At 27.2% G+C, this 20837-nt stretch carries 14 protein-coding genes and 1 riboswitch; of the genes, 13 read left to right on the top strand and 1 reads right to left on the bottom strand.

Annotation, left to right across the window (positions count from 1 at the left end; all coding sequences use genetic code 11):
* Positions 1-103: 103 nt before the first annotated feature.
* A complete protein-coding gene (locus ACYUET_RS07870; protein ID WP_460278760.1) occupies positions 104-1798 on the top strand; it encodes a methyl-accepting chemotaxis protein in 1695 nt (564 codons plus the stop codon).
* 241 nt (positions 1799-2039) lie between these two features.
* Here the strand turns inward: ACYUET_RS07870 and ACYUET_RS07865 are convergent, their stop codons facing one another.
* Positions 2040-3230: a pyridoxal phosphate-dependent aminotransferase gene (locus ACYUET_RS07865; RefSeq protein ID WP_460278759.1), complete on the bottom strand. Its 1191-nt coding sequence runs from the start codon at positions 3228-3230 to the stop codon at positions 2040-2042.
* Positions 3231-4061: 831 nt separating this feature from the next.
* On the opposite strand from ACYUET_RS07865, the gene ACYUET_RS07860 reads away from it, so the two are divergent.
* The 12 genes from ACYUET_RS07860 (at position 4062) to ACYUET_RS07805 (ending at position 20773) form a co-directional block, all read left to right on the top strand.
* Positions 4062-5312, top strand: a complete 1251-nt coding sequence (locus tag ACYUET_RS07860; RefSeq protein ID WP_460278758.1) for a methyl-accepting chemotaxis protein — start codon at positions 4062-4064, stop codon at positions 5310-5312.
* 231 nt (positions 5313-5543) lie between these two features.
* Entirely contained in the window at positions 5544-6341 is a 798-nt protein-coding gene (locus ACYUET_RS07855) for a peptidoglycan recognition protein family protein (RefSeq protein WP_460278757.1), read from the top strand.
* 1458 nt (positions 6342-7799) lie between these two features.
* The gene (locus ACYUET_RS07850) at positions 7800-8474 is read left to right on the top strand and encodes a hydrolase (RefSeq protein WP_460278756.1); all 675 of its coding nucleotides are present in this window, start codon (positions 7800-7802) and stop codon (positions 8472-8474) included.
* 260 nt (positions 8475-8734) lie between these two features.
* Positions 8735-8903: riboswitch (Lysine riboswitch) on the top strand.
* A 208-nt stretch (positions 8904-9111) separates the two neighbouring features.
* Positions 9112-10404 carry a diaminopimelate decarboxylase gene (gene lysA, locus ACYUET_RS07845; RefSeq protein WP_460278755.1) on the top strand — a complete coding sequence of 431 codons (1293 nt, stop codon included), beginning with the start codon at positions 9112-9114 and terminating at the stop codon, positions 10402-10404.
* Positions 10405-11388: 984 nt separating this feature from the next.
* The gene (gene lepB / locus ACYUET_RS07840; protein WP_460278754.1) at positions 11389-11919 is read left to right on the top strand and encodes a signal peptidase I; all 531 of its coding nucleotides are present in this window, start codon (positions 11389-11391) and stop codon (positions 11917-11919) included.
* A 425-nt stretch (positions 11920-12344) separates the two neighbouring features.
* A complete protein-coding gene (gene lepB / locus ACYUET_RS07835; protein WP_460278753.1) occupies positions 12345-12932 on the top strand; it encodes a signal peptidase I in 588 nt (195 codons plus the stop codon).
* Positions 12933-13112: 180 nt separating this feature from the next.
* Positions 13113-13331: a DUF3006 domain-containing protein gene (locus ACYUET_RS07830; protein WP_460278752.1), complete on the top strand. Its 219-nt coding sequence runs from the start codon at positions 13113-13115 to the stop codon at positions 13329-13331.
* 75 nt (positions 13332-13406) lie between these two features.
* A complete protein-coding gene (gene ftsH, locus ACYUET_RS07825) occupies positions 13407-15521 on the top strand; it encodes an ATP-dependent zinc metalloprotease FtsH (protein ID WP_460278751.1) in 2115 nt (704 codons plus the stop codon).
* Positions 15522-15551: 30 nt separating this feature from the next.
* A complete protein-coding gene (locus tag ACYUET_RS07820; protein ID WP_460278750.1) occupies positions 15552-17660 on the top strand; it encodes a HelD family protein in 2109 nt (702 codons plus the stop codon).
* 821 nt (positions 17661-18481) lie between these two features.
* Positions 18482-19318, top strand: a complete 837-nt coding sequence (locus ACYUET_RS07815) for an ABC transporter substrate-binding protein (RefSeq protein ID WP_460278749.1) — start codon at positions 18482-18484, stop codon at positions 19316-19318.
* An 86-nt stretch (positions 19319-19404) separates the two neighbouring features.
* Positions 19405-20064 (top strand): amino acid ABC transporter permease, encoded by a 660-nt coding sequence (locus ACYUET_RS07810; protein ID WP_460278748.1) that lies wholly within the window; start codon positions 19405-19407, stop codon positions 20062-20064.
* Positions 20051-20773, top strand: a complete 723-nt coding sequence (locus tag ACYUET_RS07805; RefSeq protein ID WP_460278747.1) for an amino acid ABC transporter ATP-binding protein — start codon at positions 20051-20053, stop codon at positions 20771-20773. Before ACYUET_RS07810 ends, ACYUET_RS07805 begins: the two co-directional genes overlap by 14 nt.
* The last annotated feature ends 64 nt before the right edge of the window (positions 20774-20837 follow it).

The raw sequence follows: 20837 nt of genomic DNA, 5'->3' as shown, positions 1-20837 counted from the left end.
ACATAAATACTATTTTAAGGGGTAGATTAAATTAATAATTATTAATTTAAAATTTTAATAATAAAACAATTAAATTATGAAATAGAAGTTTAGGGGGGAGTTTATGAAGTTAAGAAGCAAAGTATGTATTCTAATATCATTAGTATTAGTTGGGTTTAGCTTGATATTGGGATCAATTATGTATTTTAAAATAGCAACTATATTAGAAAATAAAACTCAAAAAGAATTAAAGAATTCACTTAATATTAGCTTAACAACACTTGATGCAAAGTATCCAGGTAATTGGAAAGTAGATGGGAATATATTATACAAAGGTAGTAACATTATTAATAATGATTTTTCATTTGTAGATTCTATAAAAGAAAAGTCAGGTTTATATGCAAGTATATTTTTGAATGATACTAGAATAACTACAAATATAACTCAAAAAGATGGACAAAAAATTATTGGAACTAAAGTAAGTGAAGATGTTGTAAAAGATGTACTTAAAGACGGTGAAAATGACATTCAAAAAATAGATGTTGATGGAGAAACTGTTATAGCTTGTTATGCACCTTTAAGAGATTCAGGTGGAAAGATTATAGGAATGTATTTAGTTGGATTACCTCAAGATGAGATAAGACAAGATTTTATTTCTTTAGGATTAACTATAGGAATTACCAGTTTAGTTATATTAGCTTCATTAATTATTATAATTACATTGGGATCAAAATATATACTTAAAAATTTAGAATTATTACAGGAAGATTTAAGGGGATTTGCCTCAGGGAATTTTAGAGTAAAAATAAATAATAAAGTATTAAATAGAAAAGATGAGATTGGTACTATAGCAAAAGAAATCAAGCAAATGCAAGATGGAATAAAAGTAATGATTAAAAGTATAATTAATGAAACAGAGGTTATAAAACATAGCATAGAAAATACTAGTGAAAAATTAAATAGTGTATACATTGATACAGAAAGTATTTCTTCTACAACACAACAATTATCAGCTAGTTTAGAGGAAACAGCAGCATCATCTAATGAAATGAATGAAGCTTCAATTAGAATAAAGGGAAATATTCAATCTGGTACAATAAAATCAAGAGATGGTAAAAAATCAGCTCAAAAAATAAAAGAAAGAGCTGAGGCTTTAAAAGAAAAAGCTATAACTTCACAAAAAGTAGCACAAAATATTTATGATAAAACTCAGGAAAATATTATTAAATCAATAGAAAAATCTAAATCAATAGAAAAGATAAAATTATTGGCAGATACTATTCTTAATATAGCATCTCAAACAAATCTTTTATCATTAAATGCAGCTATTGAAGCAGCAAGAGCAGGGGAAGCGGGTAAAGGTTTTTCTGTTGTTGCAGAAGAAGTAAAGCAATTAGCGGAAAGTTCAAAGGAAGCAGCAGTTGAAATTCAAAGTGTAATCAGTTTAGTTACTGAATCTGTTGAAGATTTAGTTGTAAGCTCAAAAAATATGCTTAAGTTTATGGATTCAACTATAGTTAAGGATTATGAATCATTAGTAAAGACTGGAGAGCAGTATAGCGATGATGCAACTTTTATTGATGATTTAGTATCAGATTTTGTTTTTACTGCTGAGAACTTAGAAAAAGATATAAATGGTATGGTGCATACTATAGAGGAGATATCATCAGCGTCACAAGATGGAGCAGGTGGAGCAACACTTATTGCTGAAAGAATTATGGCAATTGTAGAAAGTATAAATAATGTATTAGAAGACGCATGTTCAACAAATAACTGTTCAGAAAAACTAGAAAATGAAGTAAATAGATTTAGAATATAACGCATAGAAAAGAAAAAAGTGGCATTGCCACTTTTTTTATTTGACTATGTTTTAAGTAGATGTTGATATTATAGTAAATTCCTCTGTCCATGAGCTTTATCCGATAGCTAGTATCTGTAATTACATAACAGCTACACGCTCCTGGATAACGATTTCTAACCTTTAGTTAAAAGCAAGTTTTACCTAAAGCTAAGAACTCTGTTTATACTATAATATCAGGATTCAGTTAAAACATAGTTTCTTACTTAAGATTATATAATTCTGCTAGTTTAGTGAAAGCTAATAATGATTTTTCAATTTTTTCATATGATATGCAGTAAGATAATCTTACAAATCCAGGGCATCCGAATGCTGAACCTGGAACTAATAATAGATTAAATTTCTTAGCATCTTCACAGAATTTTTTATCATCTGCTATTGGTGTTTTAGGGAACAAATAGAATGCTCCTTGAGGTTTAAGACAATCAAAACCAATTTCAATTAAGTGGTTATATAAAAGATCTCTATTTCTTTTATAAATGTTAACATCAACTTCTGCATCTAGACATTTTGCAATAACTCTTTGGAATAATGATGGAGCATTAACAAAACCTAATATTCTATTAGCAACATTTAATGATGATATTACATCTTCAAAATCATACATTTCACTGTTTATTACAACATATCCTATACGTTCTCCAGGTAATGATAAAGATTTACTATATGAATATCCAATGAATGAATTTTTGTAATATTTTAATATGCATGGAACTTCAGCATTATCATAAACTATTTCTCTATATGGTTCATCAGAAATTAAATAGATTGCAGTACCAAGTTCTTTTTGCTTTTCTTCAAGAACAGCAGCTAAATCTTTTAGTGCTTTGTCAGAATAAATTACACCAGTTGGATTGTTTGGAGTATTTATTATTATTGCTTTAGTTTTATTTGTAATTTTTTCTTTTAACACATTTAAGTTTGGTTCAAATGTAGTTGTATCAGGTTCTACAACAACTAGCTTACCATCAAAGTTTTCTACATAATTTTTATATTCTCCAAAGAATGGAGCAAATGTAATAACTTCATCTTCTGGATTTAAAAGAGTTTTTAAAAGTATGTTTAATCCTCCAGCAGCTCCACAAGTCATAACTATATTATCTTTATTAAGATTTAAATTATGTTTTTTATTAATAAAATCACTTATTGAAGTTCTTACATCCTCATAACCAGAATTATTCATATATCCATGAACAAGGTTTGGAGATTCTTCATTTAAAATTTCATTTATTATTGATTTAATATTTTCAGGTGGTTCAACATTTGGATTACCTATACTATAATCAAAAACATTTTCTTCACCATAAATTTTTGCAAGTTTTTTACCTTCTTCAAACATTGCTCTTATAGTAGAGTTGTTTGCTGTTAATTTTTTCATTTTATTTGATATCATTAGTAATCACCATTGCTAAGAATTAGCAATAGCACACCCCCTTCTTTATATAAGTCACATGAAATAAAATAATAGATCGAATAGACAAGAATACTGGTCTATTATTTTTTGAATGTGCCTAAATTCTAGATATAAATATTTTAACATAAATTTCCTCAAATTATTATACAATGGTGCAAAATAATACATTTAATACATAAAATGAATAATATGTTAAATGAAAAATTGCAAATGGTTTTTATAAATATATTTTCTAATTAAGTCAATACATTTATAAGTTTTTATTTAATTTTTATAAAATATTGATATTTATATTAAAACTATACAATTAGAATCATGGATATAATAAATTTTCTATATAAGTTTATCATTATGTTAGTTAAATCATAGGAATTATAAGTATTCTAACATTTATATTAATCAACAAATTTTATTGTAACTTATATAAATAATTATAAATTAAAGTGTTGTAATAAGGGTATCTTATCGACATTTTATTATAAATAAAATTTCAAGTATATTAAATTCTTAGTATTTCCTTGTCGAAAAAAATTACATTAATGGATAAATGCAATCTTTTATGTAAAATATACTAATTATAAACAGAAAATGATATAATCAAATCATATAATTTAAATTATTTAACTTAATTTAGGTATATTCAAAAAATAACAAGTCAGTATGCTAGTTTATTTTGCATAATACTTTGTTAGTATGTTCATCTAATAGCTAACTATGAGGTAAACACACTATATTGCCTAACTCAAAATATACATCGCATCATTATGTTATTTTTCTTCATATGCCTTAGCTAGAGGAGATGAAAAAAATATGTTTAATAACCTTAGTGTTAGAAATAGGCTTATTATAGTCTATAGTCTTACATTTATTATTGGTATATTTACAGGTATGATAATGCTCTGTGACTCACCAATAAAAGTACTAGTATTAATAGCCGCTTTATTATTAGTTATCTGTATGATAATATATTCAATTAGAAATATTATCATACCATTAAAAAAGATAGGTCAATTAGCAGAGAGAATAGGGGAGGGAGATCTATCAACTGATATTATAATTAAAAAGAATGATGAGTTTGGAAAAATTGAAGATTCATTAAATAAGGCACAAGAAAGTGTTAGAGGAATTATTAAAGAAACTATTAATAGATCTTCAACTAGTTCTGCTTTAAGTGAAGAAATATCAGCAGCTATTCAAGAATTAACATCAAATATAGACAGTATGGATAATGCAACTGGTAAAATAGTTCAAGGAATAGAAGATAACAGTAGTACAATTGAAGAAATATCAGCATCTATACAAGAAATTAATGCAAATATGGAAGAGTTAGCAGAAAAGGCTGAAACTTCTAGTGTAAATTCAGAAAAGATAAAGGAAAAAGCTGATGAAATACAAGAACATAGCAAAAAAACAATTTCAAATGCTCAACAAGTATGTGTAGAAAAAGAAGAACGTATTTTAGAAGCTATTGAAGAAGCAAAGGTTGTCGAAGAAATAAAGGTTATGGCAGATGCAATAGATGCTATAGCTGGACAAACTAACCTTCTTGCTTTAAATGCAGCAATAGAATCAGCTAGAGCAGGAGAAGCTGGAAGAGGATTTGCAGTGGTTGCTGAGGAAGTTAGAAAATTAGCAGAGGAATCATCAAAAACTGTTGTTACTATTCAAAATACAATCAGCAAAGTAGAAAATGCATTTAGTAATCTTTCAAGTAATACACAAGAAATATTAAGTTTTATTAAAAATGATGTACAAGATATACTTACTAGATATGAGGCTGTAGGAAAGTCTTATGAGAAAGATGGAAGTTTTGTAAATGAAATGTCATTACAGTTATCTTCAATGTCACAAGAAATAGGAGCATCTATGGAACAAATTAGTGCTGCTATTGAAAATACAGCAAAGAATGCTGAAGTAAGTACAGAAAATTCACAAAAAATAAAAGAAGGATTACATGAAACATCTGAAGCTATGAATGAAGTTGCATCAATAGTAGAACATGAATCAGAAGTTTCTCAAAAGTTAAATGAATTAGTACAAATATTTAAATTACAATCTTAATAAATAAATTTGGGCTATAAATTCTTTTTAAATATCCAATTTATAAATATGGATAAGCGTTTACGTTATGAAGTTATTAAAGAAATTAACATTATTAAAAAATAGTGTTGATATTTTAGTATGAACTTGTTATGTGAAAGCTTATCCATATTTTTACAACAATAATTGGAAAATATTTGAAAATGATTTATAATATATTATGTAACCTAGAATAAAGGGGTGATATGTTTTATGAATAATATTATCAACGGAAATAGAAATAGGATAAAATACCAAAATAGAAGAGTGCTAAAAAGAGATGAAAATGGGAACTATACAATATATCCAAAAGATATTGAAAGAAGAAATAAGAATAGAACACATTATAGGATAAAGCAGATGTATAAACAAAGGATTTATAAAAAAATTATTATATTAATGGTTAGTGCACTTTCATTATTATTAATACTAGGATATTTTAATAAGAATAGGTATGTAAGGTTTTTAGAAGATAATCCATATTCTCAAGGAGAAAAAATAAAAATTAGTGATTTGCAAAGACAATTGCCTGAGTTAGAAAATAGATTGGGAATACATGATGTAGAATATAAATGGGATCAAGAATTAGAATGCAATAATAAACCTAAAGTATTAGTTTTTCATCATGCAGCATCTAAAGAATTAACTCCTCAACAAATAAATCAGATGCATAAAAACAAAGAATGGGCTGGAATAGGATATCATTTTTATATAAGGAAAGATGGAACTATATATAAGGGAAGGCCAGAAAATGCAATAGGGGCACATATAAAAGGGCAAAATAAAGATACATTAGGGATATGTTTAGAAGGAAATTTGGAGGAAGAGGAACCAACAGAAGAAGAAATTAAGGCTTTAGAAGAATTATCAACATATTTAATAGTTAAATATAATATTAATAGGGTTCAAGGACATGGAGATACGTATGATACATTATGTCCAGGAAAAAATTTTGCAATAGAAAATGTTAAAGAGGGAATAACTACTGAAATAGAGAAAATAAAAAGATAATCTTAATGTCAGTTTGCTCTTAAACTACAATATTAAGAGTTGTTAAAAAACATGTTGAAATAATTATTTTTATGAATTTGACTAAATTAAAGAATTGTATGGTTCTTTGTTGTAGATCTAAATTTGCAACATATTATAGGTGAAAATTAAAAAGAATGACCAATCACTTCTATAAATAGTGTTTAATACAATGTAAGCTACTTTATAGAAGTGATTTTTTTAATATCTAGGAAAGTAGAGAAGTTTTGAAGCTTTAAAGGCTGATAAAATTAAGGTTATGTAGAGATTTTTGAATTGACAATGGACCATGGACAATTGTTCATTGAAACGTGGCGTAACCACTTTTATTCTGCTAAAATAATTTATGAATTTTTAGATTATAGAGGTTTTTATATAGAAAATATATGACGTATACTTAATAATTGATTATGAAATTTTTAAAGAACTTTTAATGAATATATTTTGTTAAATTTTATAGAGATTTTTATAATAATTGTTCGTTGTTATCTGCTAAGAGTCAATCAGAATGTGTATAAATTACTTTTTTTATTACTTGTTTGTGGATAACTTTAAAAAAATAATGATTACATAGCTTATGGAACGAATAATATGGAAATTTCAAGTGGGTATATCAAGTCTAATTGGTAGTATAAGATTTTGTTAATGAGAAAAAATATAAGATAAGGTCGAGATAAGAGTTTTAGCATTTATTGATTATTACAGGATTTGGATTAATTTGGAGAAAAAATAAATGACTAACTAACCTGTGCATAACTGTGTGGATTAAAAATGTGGATATGTATACGTATAATAAGGACAAAGCCACTAAATATAAGCTTGTAACATGTTTGTGGAAAATGAGAAAATGCCTGTGGATAAAATTGTGGATAAAATAATTATTGTTAAAGTTAAATCCTCTACATATTGTAATGTGGAAAATTAGATGTAACAATATATAGAAAAATGTAAAATTAAAGAGTATATATATTTTGAAAAATATGGTAAAATATACATAAAAATATATTATTAACACTATAAATAAAACTGTGGACAAAATCTGTGGATAATGTGGAAAACTAAATAAAAAAATTTCTTTAAGAAAATATATTTAAAGGAGTATAATATATTTGTATAATTGTTTTAGTATAGATTTTAATTTAATGGTTTAAGTAAATAATCAATATTTTAAAAAGTTTATGATTATATATGTTCTAATTAAGTTATACATTTATAACTTTTTATTTATTTTTATAATAAAGTTACATTTGTTATAAAAATATTTTAGTTAGAATCATATCAAAAATTTTCTATATAAGTTCCTATTTATAATAATTTAATATTTGTAATTATAATAAGATTTATATAAATAAATTTGATTGAAACTTAGATAATATTATATTTTTAATTTAGATACTTATTATATTTTTAATAATGTTTAGTAATAGGGGGAATATATGTATGGCAGCAAAAGAGTCAAAACTTGTTCCAGAGATAAAGGGAACACTAAGAAATCATGTAGTTGAAGTTCCAGCGGTAATAAGAGACTGTGGTGGAATTAAGATCTTTGGTAAAAGAATAAAATCTCTATTATTTAGTACTGATGTTGCAGTAATCAGAAATACAAATGCAGATGCAATTATTGCTGTATATCCATTTACACCTCAACCATTAATTACACAAGCACTTGTTATGGCAGCGGATGTACCGGTTTTTTGTGGAGTTGGAGGTGGAATAACTCAAGGGAAAAGAGTTATAAATTTAGCAATGGATGCAGAATTTAAAGGTGCTATGGGCGTTGTTGTTAATGCACCAACATCTAATGAAGTAGTAAGAAAAATAAGAGCAACAATTGATATACCAGTTGTTGTAACTGTTGTATCTGAAGATGAAGATATAGCAGAGCGAATAGAGGCTGGAGCAACGATACTAAATGTTTCAGGAGGGAAAAACACAGCAAAAATAGTTAGAAATATAAGAGCAAAGTATCCTGAATTTCCAATAATGGCAACAGGAGGACCAACAACTGAATCTGTTAAAGAAACTATAGCAGCAGGTGCAAATGCAATAACATATACACCACCATCATCTGCAAGTATAATGGGAGATTTGATGGATAAATACAGAAATGAATAAAATATAAATATCCTTTTTAAAATATAAAGAATGAATATATAAGACACATTAAAAAATAACAACTAGTATATTGGGAGATGATATTTTCTTTATGTGTATAAATATTGGAAATTGTTTAACATTTGTTAATTATTAAAGGGGATATGTTTTTAAAATTAATTAATTCATAAACTTTGGGGAATTATGTTAAAAAATATTGAATTAAATAAAAAATATGATATCATATTTTTAATAGTTGAATAAAATGGTAATATAACAAAGCCTAGGGTAGAGGAGCCGTAATAATTATTATCTATAAGGAGTTGGCAGATAATGATTTATAGAAAAAGGTATTATGGCCGAAGAAATATTCTTTATGCGAAAGTTTATTTCTGGGTATGTATAGAATATGTACATAACTGTCACTTGATGTGGGGAGCTACAAGGTATAATAGTTGCACTAATATTTCAATATGAATAATGTAGAGTGCTTTAATTAAGTATAAAAATATAATTCATAATGTTTTATAAGCATTAAAACTTTAGCAATAAGCAATGAGCAATAAAGTACTATTAGCCAAAACTCCACATGTCGCAGATTAGATATTTCTATCTGTGACATTTGTTTTTTAGCAAATAATTATTGGAGGTAGATAAAATGAAATTATTTGGAACTATGAAAGTTGAAGATAATGAATTAGTGGTTGGGGGCGTTAAAACTACTGAATTGGTTAAAGAATATGGTACACCACTATATGTAATGGATGAAAAATTAATCAGAGAATATTGTAGTGATTATTACAAATATTTTAAATGTAATGAAAATGGAAATAGAGTAGCTTATGCGGGGAAAGCTTTTTTAACGCTTGAGATGTGTAGAATAATAAAAGAAGAAGGATTATATCTAGATGTTGTATCAGGAGGAGAATTGTTTACTGCATATAAAGCAGATTTTCCATTAGAGAAAGTTATGTTTCATGGAAATAATAAAACTTTAGATGAAATTGAATTGGGTGTTAAACTTGGGGTTGGAAGATTTGTTGTAGATAATTATTATGAAATGGATGCTTTAAATAAATTTGCAGGTCAGCAAAAAAAAATTCAAAATATATTTTTAAGAATAACACCAGGTATTGAAGCACATACACATGACTATATAAAAACTGGTCAAGTGGATTCGAAATTTGGATTTGCACCCGTTGGCAATATGATTGAAGATGCGATAAATAGGGCGCTAGAGCTACCTAATATAAATTTAATTGGACTTCATTGTCATATAGGTTCTCAAATATTTGAACTTAAACCTTATGAGGATGCAGTCGAGATTATGATGGATTTAATAAAAAAATTTGAACAAAATACTGGATATTTAATAAAAGAACTGGATTTAGGAGGAGGTTTTGGTATATACTATAGTGGAGAGGATAAACCAAGAACAACTAGAGAGTATTGTGAGACAATAATAAATAAAGTTGATGAGGTTTGTTCGAGAACAGGTCAAGCAAGACCATGTTTAATTATAGAACCAGGCAGAAGTATTGTTGGAAATTCTGGAATTACTTTATATACAGTAGGTTCAATTAAAAATATTGAAGGTATAAGAAAGTATGTATCAGTAGATGGAGGAATGACTGATAATATAAGACCAGCTCTTTATAATGCAGAGTATGAATGCATGTTAGCAAATAAGGTTGAGGATGATTCTAAAGAGATAGTTACTATTTCAGGTAAGTGCTGTGAATCAGGAGATATATTTTTAGAACACGTAAATCTTCCTAAAGCTAAAGCAAATGATATTTTAGCAATGATGACTACAGGTGCATATGGATATTCAATGTCTAGCAATTATAATAAAGTGCCTAGATTAGCTGTAGTTATGGTTAGAGATGGAAAAATAAAACTTGTCTGTAAAAGAGAAACTTATGAAGATGTAATAAGAAATGAAATTTAATTTATTATATTTTCATAAAATTAAAAAGCTTTTTATTAATATTCTTTCCCAAGATATAATATATAAAAGAGAAATGTGTACCGAATTTATATTTGGTACACATTTCTTTTTAGTGCATTTTATATTGTATTCAAATTTTAGTCTATGTTTTAAATGGATGTTTGTATTTAAATATAGTTATTAATTTTTGTTAAACATTGTCTTCAATTAATAAGCACAACTTGGTATAACAAATATTTATTAAAAACATAATACTAAGATAAATTGTTACACTAATAATGTTAGATTAAAGTATATAAGTTTCAATAAAGTTTGTTCATTAAGTCACAATCAAAAAATAACAAGTCCATTTGCTAACCTATTTTCCATCATAGAAAGCTCGACTCGCATACGCTCGTTGAGTAAGGATTCACACAAAATGATAGATTGCACTGTGTAAAAGTTCTGCTAATCAAATATAAAATTTGGAGCATCACTTTTGGTTCTCTGCTCATTGTCAAATTGACCTAATAGGCTTGTTATGAAGGCAATTAGTTTCCTTATCTAATGTATTAACTTAATTAGAACATATATATTAATATTTTAAGAAAGAACTATATTAAAAATATAATAAGGTAAACTTATAATGTAATAAGTTTGTTATAAATCATTAATGTTTCAACATAAAAAATTATGATATACTTAATTGAGATTATAAATTTTATTGGCTTACTACAATTTATAATATGTAAATTTACTATTAAAGTATAAGATAAATACTTTTGTAAGCATCTTTTTTATAAGTTAAATTTATTTTAGTCATATGAAAAAAATAATAATTCAAAGGTGTGTCGTATATTTTACTTTAGACAAGGAAACAAATTTAGTTAATAATTAGCTATTAATTAAATTATTTATCCAATAAACAAGAGAAAATATACAGGTGTATTAGTCTATTATTTTTTGAATGTGTCTTAAGGATACAATTAGAAAGGTGGAGACGATATGGAGGAGAGTAATAATAAAAAAGGGATTATAAGAGAATGGGGTCCAACAATATTAGCAGCAGTTATTATAGGATTATCATTATGGAAATTTGCAATTTATAGTGTTTGGATTACTAGTGGATCTATGATTCCCACATTAGAAGTAAAAGATAGACTTATTGCAACAAGAGTTCATAGTCCTCAAAATTTAAAAAGAGGAGATATTATAATCTTTCAGTCAGATGAGTTAGAAGCAACTTTAATAAAGAGGCTTATAGGACTTCCAGGTGACCATATAGAGATAAAAAATGGAGTTGTTACTCTAAATGGAGAAATTTTAGATGAAAGTTATGTTAAAAATAATGACTATAGTAATGATGGAGATGGAGTTTTTGATGTTCCAGAAGATAAGTATTTCTTTTTAGGTGATAATAGACCTAGATCAGAAGATTCTAGATATTGGGAAAATCCATATATAGATGCAGAAAAAATACAAGGAAAAGCTAAAGTGAAAATATATCCATTTAGTGATTTTGAAATGTATAAATAAATAATAAAATGATAATTAATTATAAATATAACTAAAAAATTAAAAAGTGCAAATTATAATAAATGTCATATATATAAGTTACAATAAAATTTGTTTATTAATATAAATCTTAGAATATTAATAAATGATATGACTTACAATTATAGTGAGGAATTTATATAAAAAATTTATAATATATGATTCTAATTAGATATTGTTACTTAAAGTTATAATTTTATATAAAAATTATATAAAAGTATTAACTTAATTAGAATATTAATTAAAGTAATCTAGTTTTAAAATTGAGTAAGAAATCTATACAATATTTATTAATTATAAAATATTAATTTAGAAGATATATTAATATTATTTTAAACAAAGTGTAAAGTTTTACGTATAAAGTATGAATATAAATTAAATATAAGCTCGTTAAGGAGAAGAATTTGATGTTAGAAAAAGATGGTAATATGGATAAGTTAGAAAATAATGAAGTAGAAGAAAAAAAATCTAAACTCAAAATGAAAGGAAACTTTTTTAATGAATGGATAGTACCGATATTTGCAGCAGTAGCTATTGCTTTTTTAATCAACAAATTTTTAGTTTATAATGTATATATTCCAAGTGAATCAATGGTTCCTACATTAAATATTGGAGATAAGTTATTTGTAAGTAGAATATATAATTTAGATAAAATTAAAAGAGGAGATATAATTGTATTTTACTCTGATGAGCTACATGAGACAGTAATAAAAAGAGCAATAGGATTACCAGGAGATCATATAGAAGTAAAAGATGGAATTATCAGTGTGAACGGAGAAGAATTAAAAGAAGATTATGTTAAAAATAAGGATTACAGTAGTGAAACTAATGGTACATTTGATGTTCCTGAGGGAAAATACTTCTTTTTAGGAGATAATAGACCACGTTCAAATGATGCTAGAAGATGGATTAATCCTTACATAGATAGTTCGGATATAAAAGGAAAAGCTGAAGTTAAATTTTGGCCATTAAAAGATTTTGAAATGTTAAAATAAATTAATATATAAATAATTAGTAAATCTTATACATTGATTAAGGCAATTTAATTAATGTATAAGAATTTTATACTATATTTTAGAGTATTAATACACAATATAACTTAAAATATATATTTGTAATAATATAATGGTATAATGTTTGAAAACGGGAATTTTATATTAGGAAAGGATATAAATATGGTTGATAAATATATAGTAGATAGAATTGAAGAAAACTATGCAGTGGTTGAAAATCATGAGGGTGATATGTTAGAAGTATTAATTTCACAAATTGAAAATATTCCCAAAGAAGGGGATGTCCTAGTTAAAAAAGAAAATATGTTTATTATAGACTATGAGGAAACAAAGAATAGAAGAGATAAAATAAACAATATGATGAAAAATATGTGGAAGTAATCTTTTAAGGTACATTTTTGAATAATTATTTTTAAGTGCCTTAGAGACACAGTTTGATAGGAAGGATGAGATTATATGCAACGTGATAATAAAAAGAAGAAAAATGGATATACCACTATGATTATATATTTCTTACTAGTATTTATGTTTATAAGTGCAGCTAATTATGTAAGAGAGGCAGCTACTACAAAACAAATTTCATATAATGAATTTTATGAAATGATTGATAATAAGGAAGTTGCTAAGGTGGTTATAACAAATGATAAGTTAACAATAACACCTGTAGATGATAGTAAATTTAAGGGGAAGACTTTATATACAGCTAATATTAAAGATGAAGATTTAATAAGCAAATTAAAAAATGCAGATCCTAAAATAGATTTTACAGGAGCATATTCAAAGCAAAACCCTATTTTGGATTTTGCTCTTAGTTGGATATTACCAATGGCTTTATTCTTCTTTATTTGGAAATTTTTATTTTCTAAAATGGGAGCAGGCGGAGGCATGGGTGGCGGTATCATGGGTATCGGCAAAAACAACGCTAAAGTTTATGTGGAGAATGAAATTGGTGTAACATTTGATGATGTTGCAGGTCAAGAAGAAGCAAAAGAATCACTAAAAGAAGTTATAGACTTTTTAAATTGTCCTAAAAGATATACAGCAATAGGTGCTAAATTGCCTAAGGGTGTTTTACTTGTAGGACCTCCAGGAACAGGTAAAACTCTTATAGCAAAAGCAGTTGCAGGAGAAGCTAAAGTGCCATTTTTCTCACTTTCAGGTTCAAGCTTTGTTGAGATGTTTGTTGGAGTTGGAGCTTCAAGAGTTAGAGAATTATTTAAAGATGCAGAAGCTAAGGCACCTTGTATTGTATTCATAGATGAAATAGATGCGATTGGTAAGAGTAGAGATAATCAAATGCAAAGTAATGATGAAAGAGAACAAACATTAAATCAATTACTTGCTGAAATGGATGGTTTTGATTCTTCAAAGGGAATTGTTATTCTTGGAGCAACTAATAGACCAGAAATTTTAGATAAAGCATTACTTAGACCAGGTAGATTTGATAGAAGAGTTATAGTTGATAGACCGGATTTTAAAGGTAGAGATGCTATTCTTAGAGTTCATGCTAAAAATGTTAATCTTGGAGAAGATGTTGATCTTGATGAGATTGCAAAGGGAACTCCAGGAGCTGTAGGAGCAGATCTTGCCAATATAGTTAATGAAGCAGCATTAAGAGCAGTAAGAAATAGAAGAAAAGTTGTACTTCAAGAGGATTTAAGAGATGCTGTTGAGGTTATAATTGCAGGTAAAGAAAAGAAAGATAGAATTTTATCTAAGAAGGAAAAAGAATTGGTTGCATTCCATGAAGTAGGTCATGCATTAGTTGCCGCTTTACTTGAAGGAACTGATCCAGTTCATAAGATAACAATAGTTCCTAGAACTATGGGAGCACTAGGATATACTATGCAACTTCCAGAAGAAGAAAAATATTTAATTTCTAGAGAAGACTTAATGAATCAAATCACAGTTATGTTAGGTGGAAGATCGGCAGAAGAAGAAGTATTTAATGTGGTATCAACAGGAGCATCGAATGATATTGAAAGAGCAACTGCATCAGCTAGGAGTATGATTTCAGTATATGGTATGAGCGATAGATTTGATATGATGGCGCTTGAATCAGTTCAAAATAGATATTTAGACGGAAGAGCTGTAAGAAATTGTAGTGAAGAAACTTCAACTGTTTTAGATGAAGAAACATTAAAAATAATAAGGGCAGCACATCAAAAAGCTAGACAAATCCTTAGAGAAAATAGAGATTTATTAGATAAAATATCTAATATACTTTTAGATAAAGAAACTCTTTTTGGGGATGAATTTATGGACATTGTTTATGAAAAATATCCTGAGATGAAAGAAGAGAAAGATAAAAAAGATAGAGAAAAGAAATTAAAGGATGAAGAACAAAAAGAGCTTCAAAGAAAGAGAAGAGAAGAAGAAGACAAGATAAGAAAAGAAAATGAAGAAATAGATAGAATTGAAAATGAAAGATTGAAGAAAGAACAAGATGAAAAAGAAAAACGTGAGTTCTTAAAAGCAATAGGGGTAAAGGTAGAAAATGGCTCAAAATTAGATACTATTATTGATGATGCTGTTAATGACTTAAAAGATAAAGAAGATAAAGATAAATAGTTAATTTAACATGTGGAGGAGAAAATTATTTTGAATCAAGAAATAAATTTTTTAACAGAGCAAAATAAGTTAGACGAAGTTCAAAAGATTTTAAGTCAAGAAATACTTAAATATCTAGAAAGAAGAAAGGGTGTAGCAAAATACATTCTTGATGCTAGAAAAAAGTTTGTTGAAGAATATAAAGATGATGAAGATCAAATTATTGATTACTTCGATCACGAAAATTACGTTAAGGAAGAAGCTTACAAGACTATAGATAAAAGATTAAGTGAATTTACAGCATTAAAGGAATCACCTTACTTTGGAAAAGTAACTTTCATGGAAGAAGAAAACCTTCCGGAGGAACTATATATAGGGAGATACGGATTAACTGTAGAAGAAAACTATGAGCCTGTTATAGTAGATTGGAGAGCACCAATAGCATCATTATTTTACAAGGGTACATTAGGAAAAACAACTTATACATGTCCTACAGGAGAAATTGATGCTGATATATTATCAAGAAGACAAATAATTATAAAAAAGGGAGAATTAAAAGGCGTATTTGATTCTGAAGTTGATATTAAAGATGAAATACTTCAAATGGTTCTTACTGAAAATTCATCAGATAAATTGAAAGATATAGTTATGACTATACAATCAGAACAAGATGAAATAATAAGAGCAGATAAAAATAAGGTTGTAGTTGTAAATGGTGTTGCAGGTTCTGGTAAAACTACAATAGCTCTTCATAGAATATCATATTTACTTTATAATTATAGAAAACAGTTTGGTGATAAAGTATTAATTTTTGGACCAAATGATATTTTTATGGACTACATAGCTCAAGTTTTACCTTCATTAGGAGAAGGTGGCATTAAGCAAAATACTTTTGAAAATTTTGCAAAAAAAGAAATTGGACTAGAAGTATCAAATGTAAAGAGTTTTGGAAGTTATATAGAAGAGGCTATGAATGGAAATCAAGAAGCTCTTAAAGAATATAAAGAAAAAAGTTCAAAAAAGTTCTTGGAATTCTTAGATAAGAATATTAAAGAATTAAATGACAACTATTTTGAAATAAAACCAATAAACTTTAATGGAGAAGAAATAGTTAAAGTTAAAGAAATTGAGGAGTTATTTAATCTTCATTATAAGTATATGCCACTATTTAGAAGAAGTGAAAAGATAAAAAGAGTGCTTATTTCTAAAATAAAGGATAAAAGAGATGAAGAAATATATAAACTGAATTTAGAAATTAAAGAAAAGATAGCTTCTTTACCTAAAGATCAGCTTGATGTAGAGAAAAATAATATAGAGTATTTAAAAAGGATAAAAATAAGAGAAATAATAAGACATGTAATTAATTCAAGAAAAGAGCTAGATGAATGGATTAATAATGAGAATATTATAGATTTGTATAAAAACTTAACTAGTACGGAAGATCTTGGTTATATGGATTTGAGTGGAATACTGTATTTAATGGTTAAATTAGAAGGTAAAAAAATTAAAGAAGAAGTAAAACATATAGTAATAGATGAAGCACAAGACTATAGTGCTATACAATTTGAAGTTATAAAAGAACTTACAGGTTGTAAGAGTTATACAATAGTTGGAGACTCTAATCAAAGATTGATAACAACTGATGAAGAACCAGCTATGCTTAATCTACAACCATTATTTAATAAAGACAAAATGTCAGTAGAAGTTAAACAATATGATTTAAATAAGAGTTACAGGTCTACTCAACAAATAATGGAATATGCAACTCAGTTTTTAAAAGAAGATAGAATAGTACCATTAGTTAGAAATGGTGAACCTGTAATTCAAGAAGAAACTTCTTCGAATGAGGATTTTATAGATACTCTTGTTTCAATAATTGAAGATTATGAAGAAGATGGTCTTGAAAATATTGCTGTAATATTTAATGGTAATAATGATTTAAGAGAATTTTCTCATATGATTAAAGAAAGAATTAGTATTCAAAGTTTTGATAGAGAAGATATATTATATAAAGGTGGAAAAGTATTAATTCCAGCATATTTAGCTAAAGGATTAGAATTTGATGGTGTAATAGTTATTGAAAATCATGAAATTGATTCATTAGTAAAATATATAATGTGTACAAGAGCTCTTCATAGACTTTCTGTAATAAAAAAATAAACGACTATATTTTAAGTGGATGTTGATATTGTAGTATAAAGCTCATGGACAGGACTTAAATAGGAAACTCGACTCATATGCATTCGCTGAGTAAGTTCGAGAAACAAAATATAAAATTTTGACTCTCACTTAAGAACACTAAAATAAAGATTAGTCCAATTAATGCATGCTCCCAATCAAAGATTGATGACAAGCAATTAATTGTAAGACTAAAAGGAAACTCGACTCATGTACATTCGCTGAGTAAGTTCGAGTAACAAAATATAAAATTTTGACTCTTACTTAAGAGTTCTAAAAAGAAAATTCCAATGCCAGTTCGCCCTTATACTATAATATCAACACTATTTGAAAACATAGATATAAAAATAAGAAAATATAGTATTTTTATATTGATGTATATTATGCATTTATATATAATATTATGCATAATATGAATATTAATATTATTTTAAAAATAAAAAAGAGTCAAATACAAATTAAATTTTAATTTGTATTTGGCTCTTTTTTAGTATAATAAATATATTTTTGGATAATCTAATCATAGTGTTTATGCAATAAAGAGTGCCTTGCAATACTATTAAATGTCAAACATTACTAGGAACTTATAATTAGGCTTGTAGTAGCTCCTCTTTTTAGATGAAAAAGTATGAATGGAGGTGGTTTTAGATAATATTTTATTTATAATATTAAATATTATAAACTAAAAATTAATATTTATACAAAAAATGCTTGCATAAATATTAATTGGTGATGTATAATTATGCTATAGCATAAAGGGAACGAATTTAATACATAGTTCAAATGAACAGGGGGAATTAATTATGAATAAAGGATTATTAAAAAAATTAGGAATGATTGTAGCTATTGGGGCTATGGCAATAAGCATTGTAGGATGTGCAGGAAATAAAACAACTGAGGGAAAAGGAAACTCTAAAGAAGCTGCAAATTCATTAGAAGCAATTAAACAAAAAGGTAAACTTGTGGTTGGTACAAGCGCTGATTATCCACCATATGAATTCCATAAAGAAGTAGATGGAAAAGATAAAATAGTTGGATTTGATATAAGTATTGCAGAACAAGTTGCAAAAGATTTAGGAGTAGAACTTCAAGTAAATGATATGGATTTTGATGGTTTACTTGTAGCACTTCAAGCAGGAAAAGTTGATATGGTATTTGCAGGGATGACACCAACAGATGAAAGAAAAGAAAATGCAGATTTTTCAAACATATATTATACAGCACAACATGGATTTGTTGTTAGAAAAGGTGATGAAGATAAAATTAAATCACTTGATGATTTAAAAGGTAAGAAGATTGGTGTACAAAAAGGATCAATTCAAGAAGGCTTAGTAGATAAAAACCTTCCAGATGCAGACAAGAAAGCGTTAGCAAAAGTTACTGATTTAGTATTAGATTTAAAGAACAACAAAGTAGATGCAATATTAGTTGAATTACCAGTTGCTCAATTTAATTGTGAAAAAAATGAAGGTATAGCATTAACATCAGTTGTATTACAAGATGAAGAGGGCGGTTCTGCAATAGCTATGAAAAAAGGATCAGCTGAATTACAAACAGAAATTAATAAAACAATTAAGAATTTACAAGATGAAAAGAAAATTGATGAATTTGTAGTAGAAGCAAATAAATTAATGGATTAATATATTTTTTAAAGTTACACCTCTGGGGTACCATGGAGGTATTCCAAGGGTGTAATTTGATATTGGATAGATGAGGAGGGACAAATTTGAATTTTACATTTTTAGGAAAGTACTATGAATATTTTTTAAGAGGTGCAGGTTTTACAATAATACTAGCATTAGTGGGGGTATTATTTGGAACAATTTTAGGACTTTGTTTAACTCTTTTAAGACGTTCAAAGTTTAAGCTAATAAGTTTTATAGCAACAGCTTATGTAGAATTTGTAAGGGGAACTCCTCTTCTAGTTCAAATATACATAATCTATATAGGATTACCTAAGTTAATAGGAATAGATATTCCAGATATGGCAGTTGGTGCAGTAGCATTAGCACTTAATTCATCAGCATATGTTTCAGAAATAATAAGAGCAGGAATTGATGCAGTAGATAAAGGACAAATGGAAGCAGCAAGAAGTTTAGGAATGACTCAAAAGACTGCTATGATTGAAATAATAATACCACAAGCATTTAAGAATATATTACCTGCACTTGGAAATGAATTCATTTCAGTAATTAAGGAATCATCAATGGTATCAGTTATTGGGGTTGCAGAACTTATGTATAATGCAAATACAGTAAAAGGTAACACAGCTCTTGGTTTAGAACCAGTAATAATTGCGGCTATCATATATTTTATAATTACATTTACATTAACAAGAGCATTAGGATATGTAGAAAGGAGAATGAAGGTAAGTGATACACGTTAAAGATTTACACAAAAGCTTTGGTAAAAATAAAGTATTAACAGGGATAGATGATCATATAAAAAAAGGAGAAGTGGTTGTTGTAATTGGACCTTCAGGCTCAGGTAAAAGTACATTTCTAAGATGTCTTAATTTATTAGAGGAACCAACTTCAGGTACTATTGAATTTGAAGGTAAGAACATAACATCAAGGGATGTTAACATAAATAAAATGAGAGAAAAGATGGGGATGGTATTTCAACAATTTAACTTATTCCCACATAAAACAGTATTGCAAAATATAAATTTAGCACCTGTAAAAGTAAAAGGATTATCAAATAAAGAAGCCACTGAAAAATCTATGGAACTATTAGATAAGGTTGGCTTAAAGGATAAGGCAAATGCTTACCCTTCATCATTATCAGGTGGGCAAAAGCAAAGAATAGCAATAGCTAGAGCATTAGCTATGGAACCAGATGTTATGTTATTTGATGAACCAACGTCTGCATTAGATCCAGAGATGGTTGGAGAAGTTTTAAATGTTATGAAGAACTTAGCTAAAGAAGGAATGACAATGGTTGTAGTTACTCATGAAATGGGATTTGCAAGAGAGGTTGGAGATAGAATAGTGTTCATGGATGGCGGAAATATCATAGAAGAAGGAACACCAGAACAAGTATTTAAAAATCCTAAAAATCCTCGTACAATAGATTTTTTATCTAAGGTTTTATAATGATATATCCCTGAGGCACCCCAGGGTACCCCAGTTATACCCCAGGTTTACCCCTGGGGTATAT

The sequence above is a fragment of the Clostridium sp. CTA-5 genome, from assembly GCF_054768135.1.
The sequence above is the reverse complement of the archived record's forward strand: the minus strand, read 5'-3'. Positions and strand labels throughout refer to the sequence as shown.

What these genes read in the sequence shown, in the direction of transcription:
- ACYUET_RS07870 (WP_460278760.1), top strand. Translation starts at nt 104, where the DNA reads ATGAAGTTAAGAAGCAAAGTATGTATTCTAATATCATTAGTATTAGTT.
- ACYUET_RS07865 (WP_460278759.1), bottom strand. Translation starts at nt 3,230, where the DNA reads ATGATATCAAATAAAATGAAAAAATTAACAGCAAACAACTCTACTATA.
- ACYUET_RS07860 (WP_460278758.1), top strand. Translation starts at nt 4,062, where the DNA reads ATGTTTAATAACCTTAGTGTTAGAAATAGGCTTATTATAGTCTATAGT.
- ACYUET_RS07855 (WP_460278757.1), top strand. Translation starts at nt 5,544, where the DNA reads ATGAATAATATTATCAACGGAAATAGAAATAGGATAAAATACCAAAAT.
- ACYUET_RS07850 (WP_460278756.1), top strand. Translation starts at nt 7,800, where the DNA reads ATGGCAGCAAAAGAGTCAAAACTTGTTCCAGAGATAAAGGGAACACTA.
- lysA (WP_460278755.1), top strand. Translation starts at nt 9,112, where the DNA reads ATGAAATTATTTGGAACTATGAAAGTTGAAGATAATGAATTAGTGGTT.
- lepB (WP_460278754.1), top strand. Translation starts at nt 11,389, where the DNA reads ATGGAGGAGAGTAATAATAAAAAAGGGATTATAAGAGAATGGGGTCCA.
- lepB (WP_460278753.1), top strand. Translation starts at nt 12,345, where the DNA reads ATGTTAGAAAAAGATGGTAATATGGATAAGTTAGAAAATAATGAAGTA.
- ACYUET_RS07830 (WP_460278752.1), top strand. Translation starts at nt 13,113, where the DNA reads ATGGTTGATAAATATATAGTAGATAGAATTGAAGAAAACTATGCAGTG.
- ftsH (WP_460278751.1), top strand. Translation starts at nt 13,407, where the DNA reads ATGCAACGTGATAATAAAAAGAAGAAAAATGGATATACCACTATGATT.
- ACYUET_RS07815 (WP_460278749.1), top strand. Translation starts at nt 18,482, where the DNA reads ATGAATAAAGGATTATTAAAAAAATTAGGAATGATTGTAGCTATTGGG.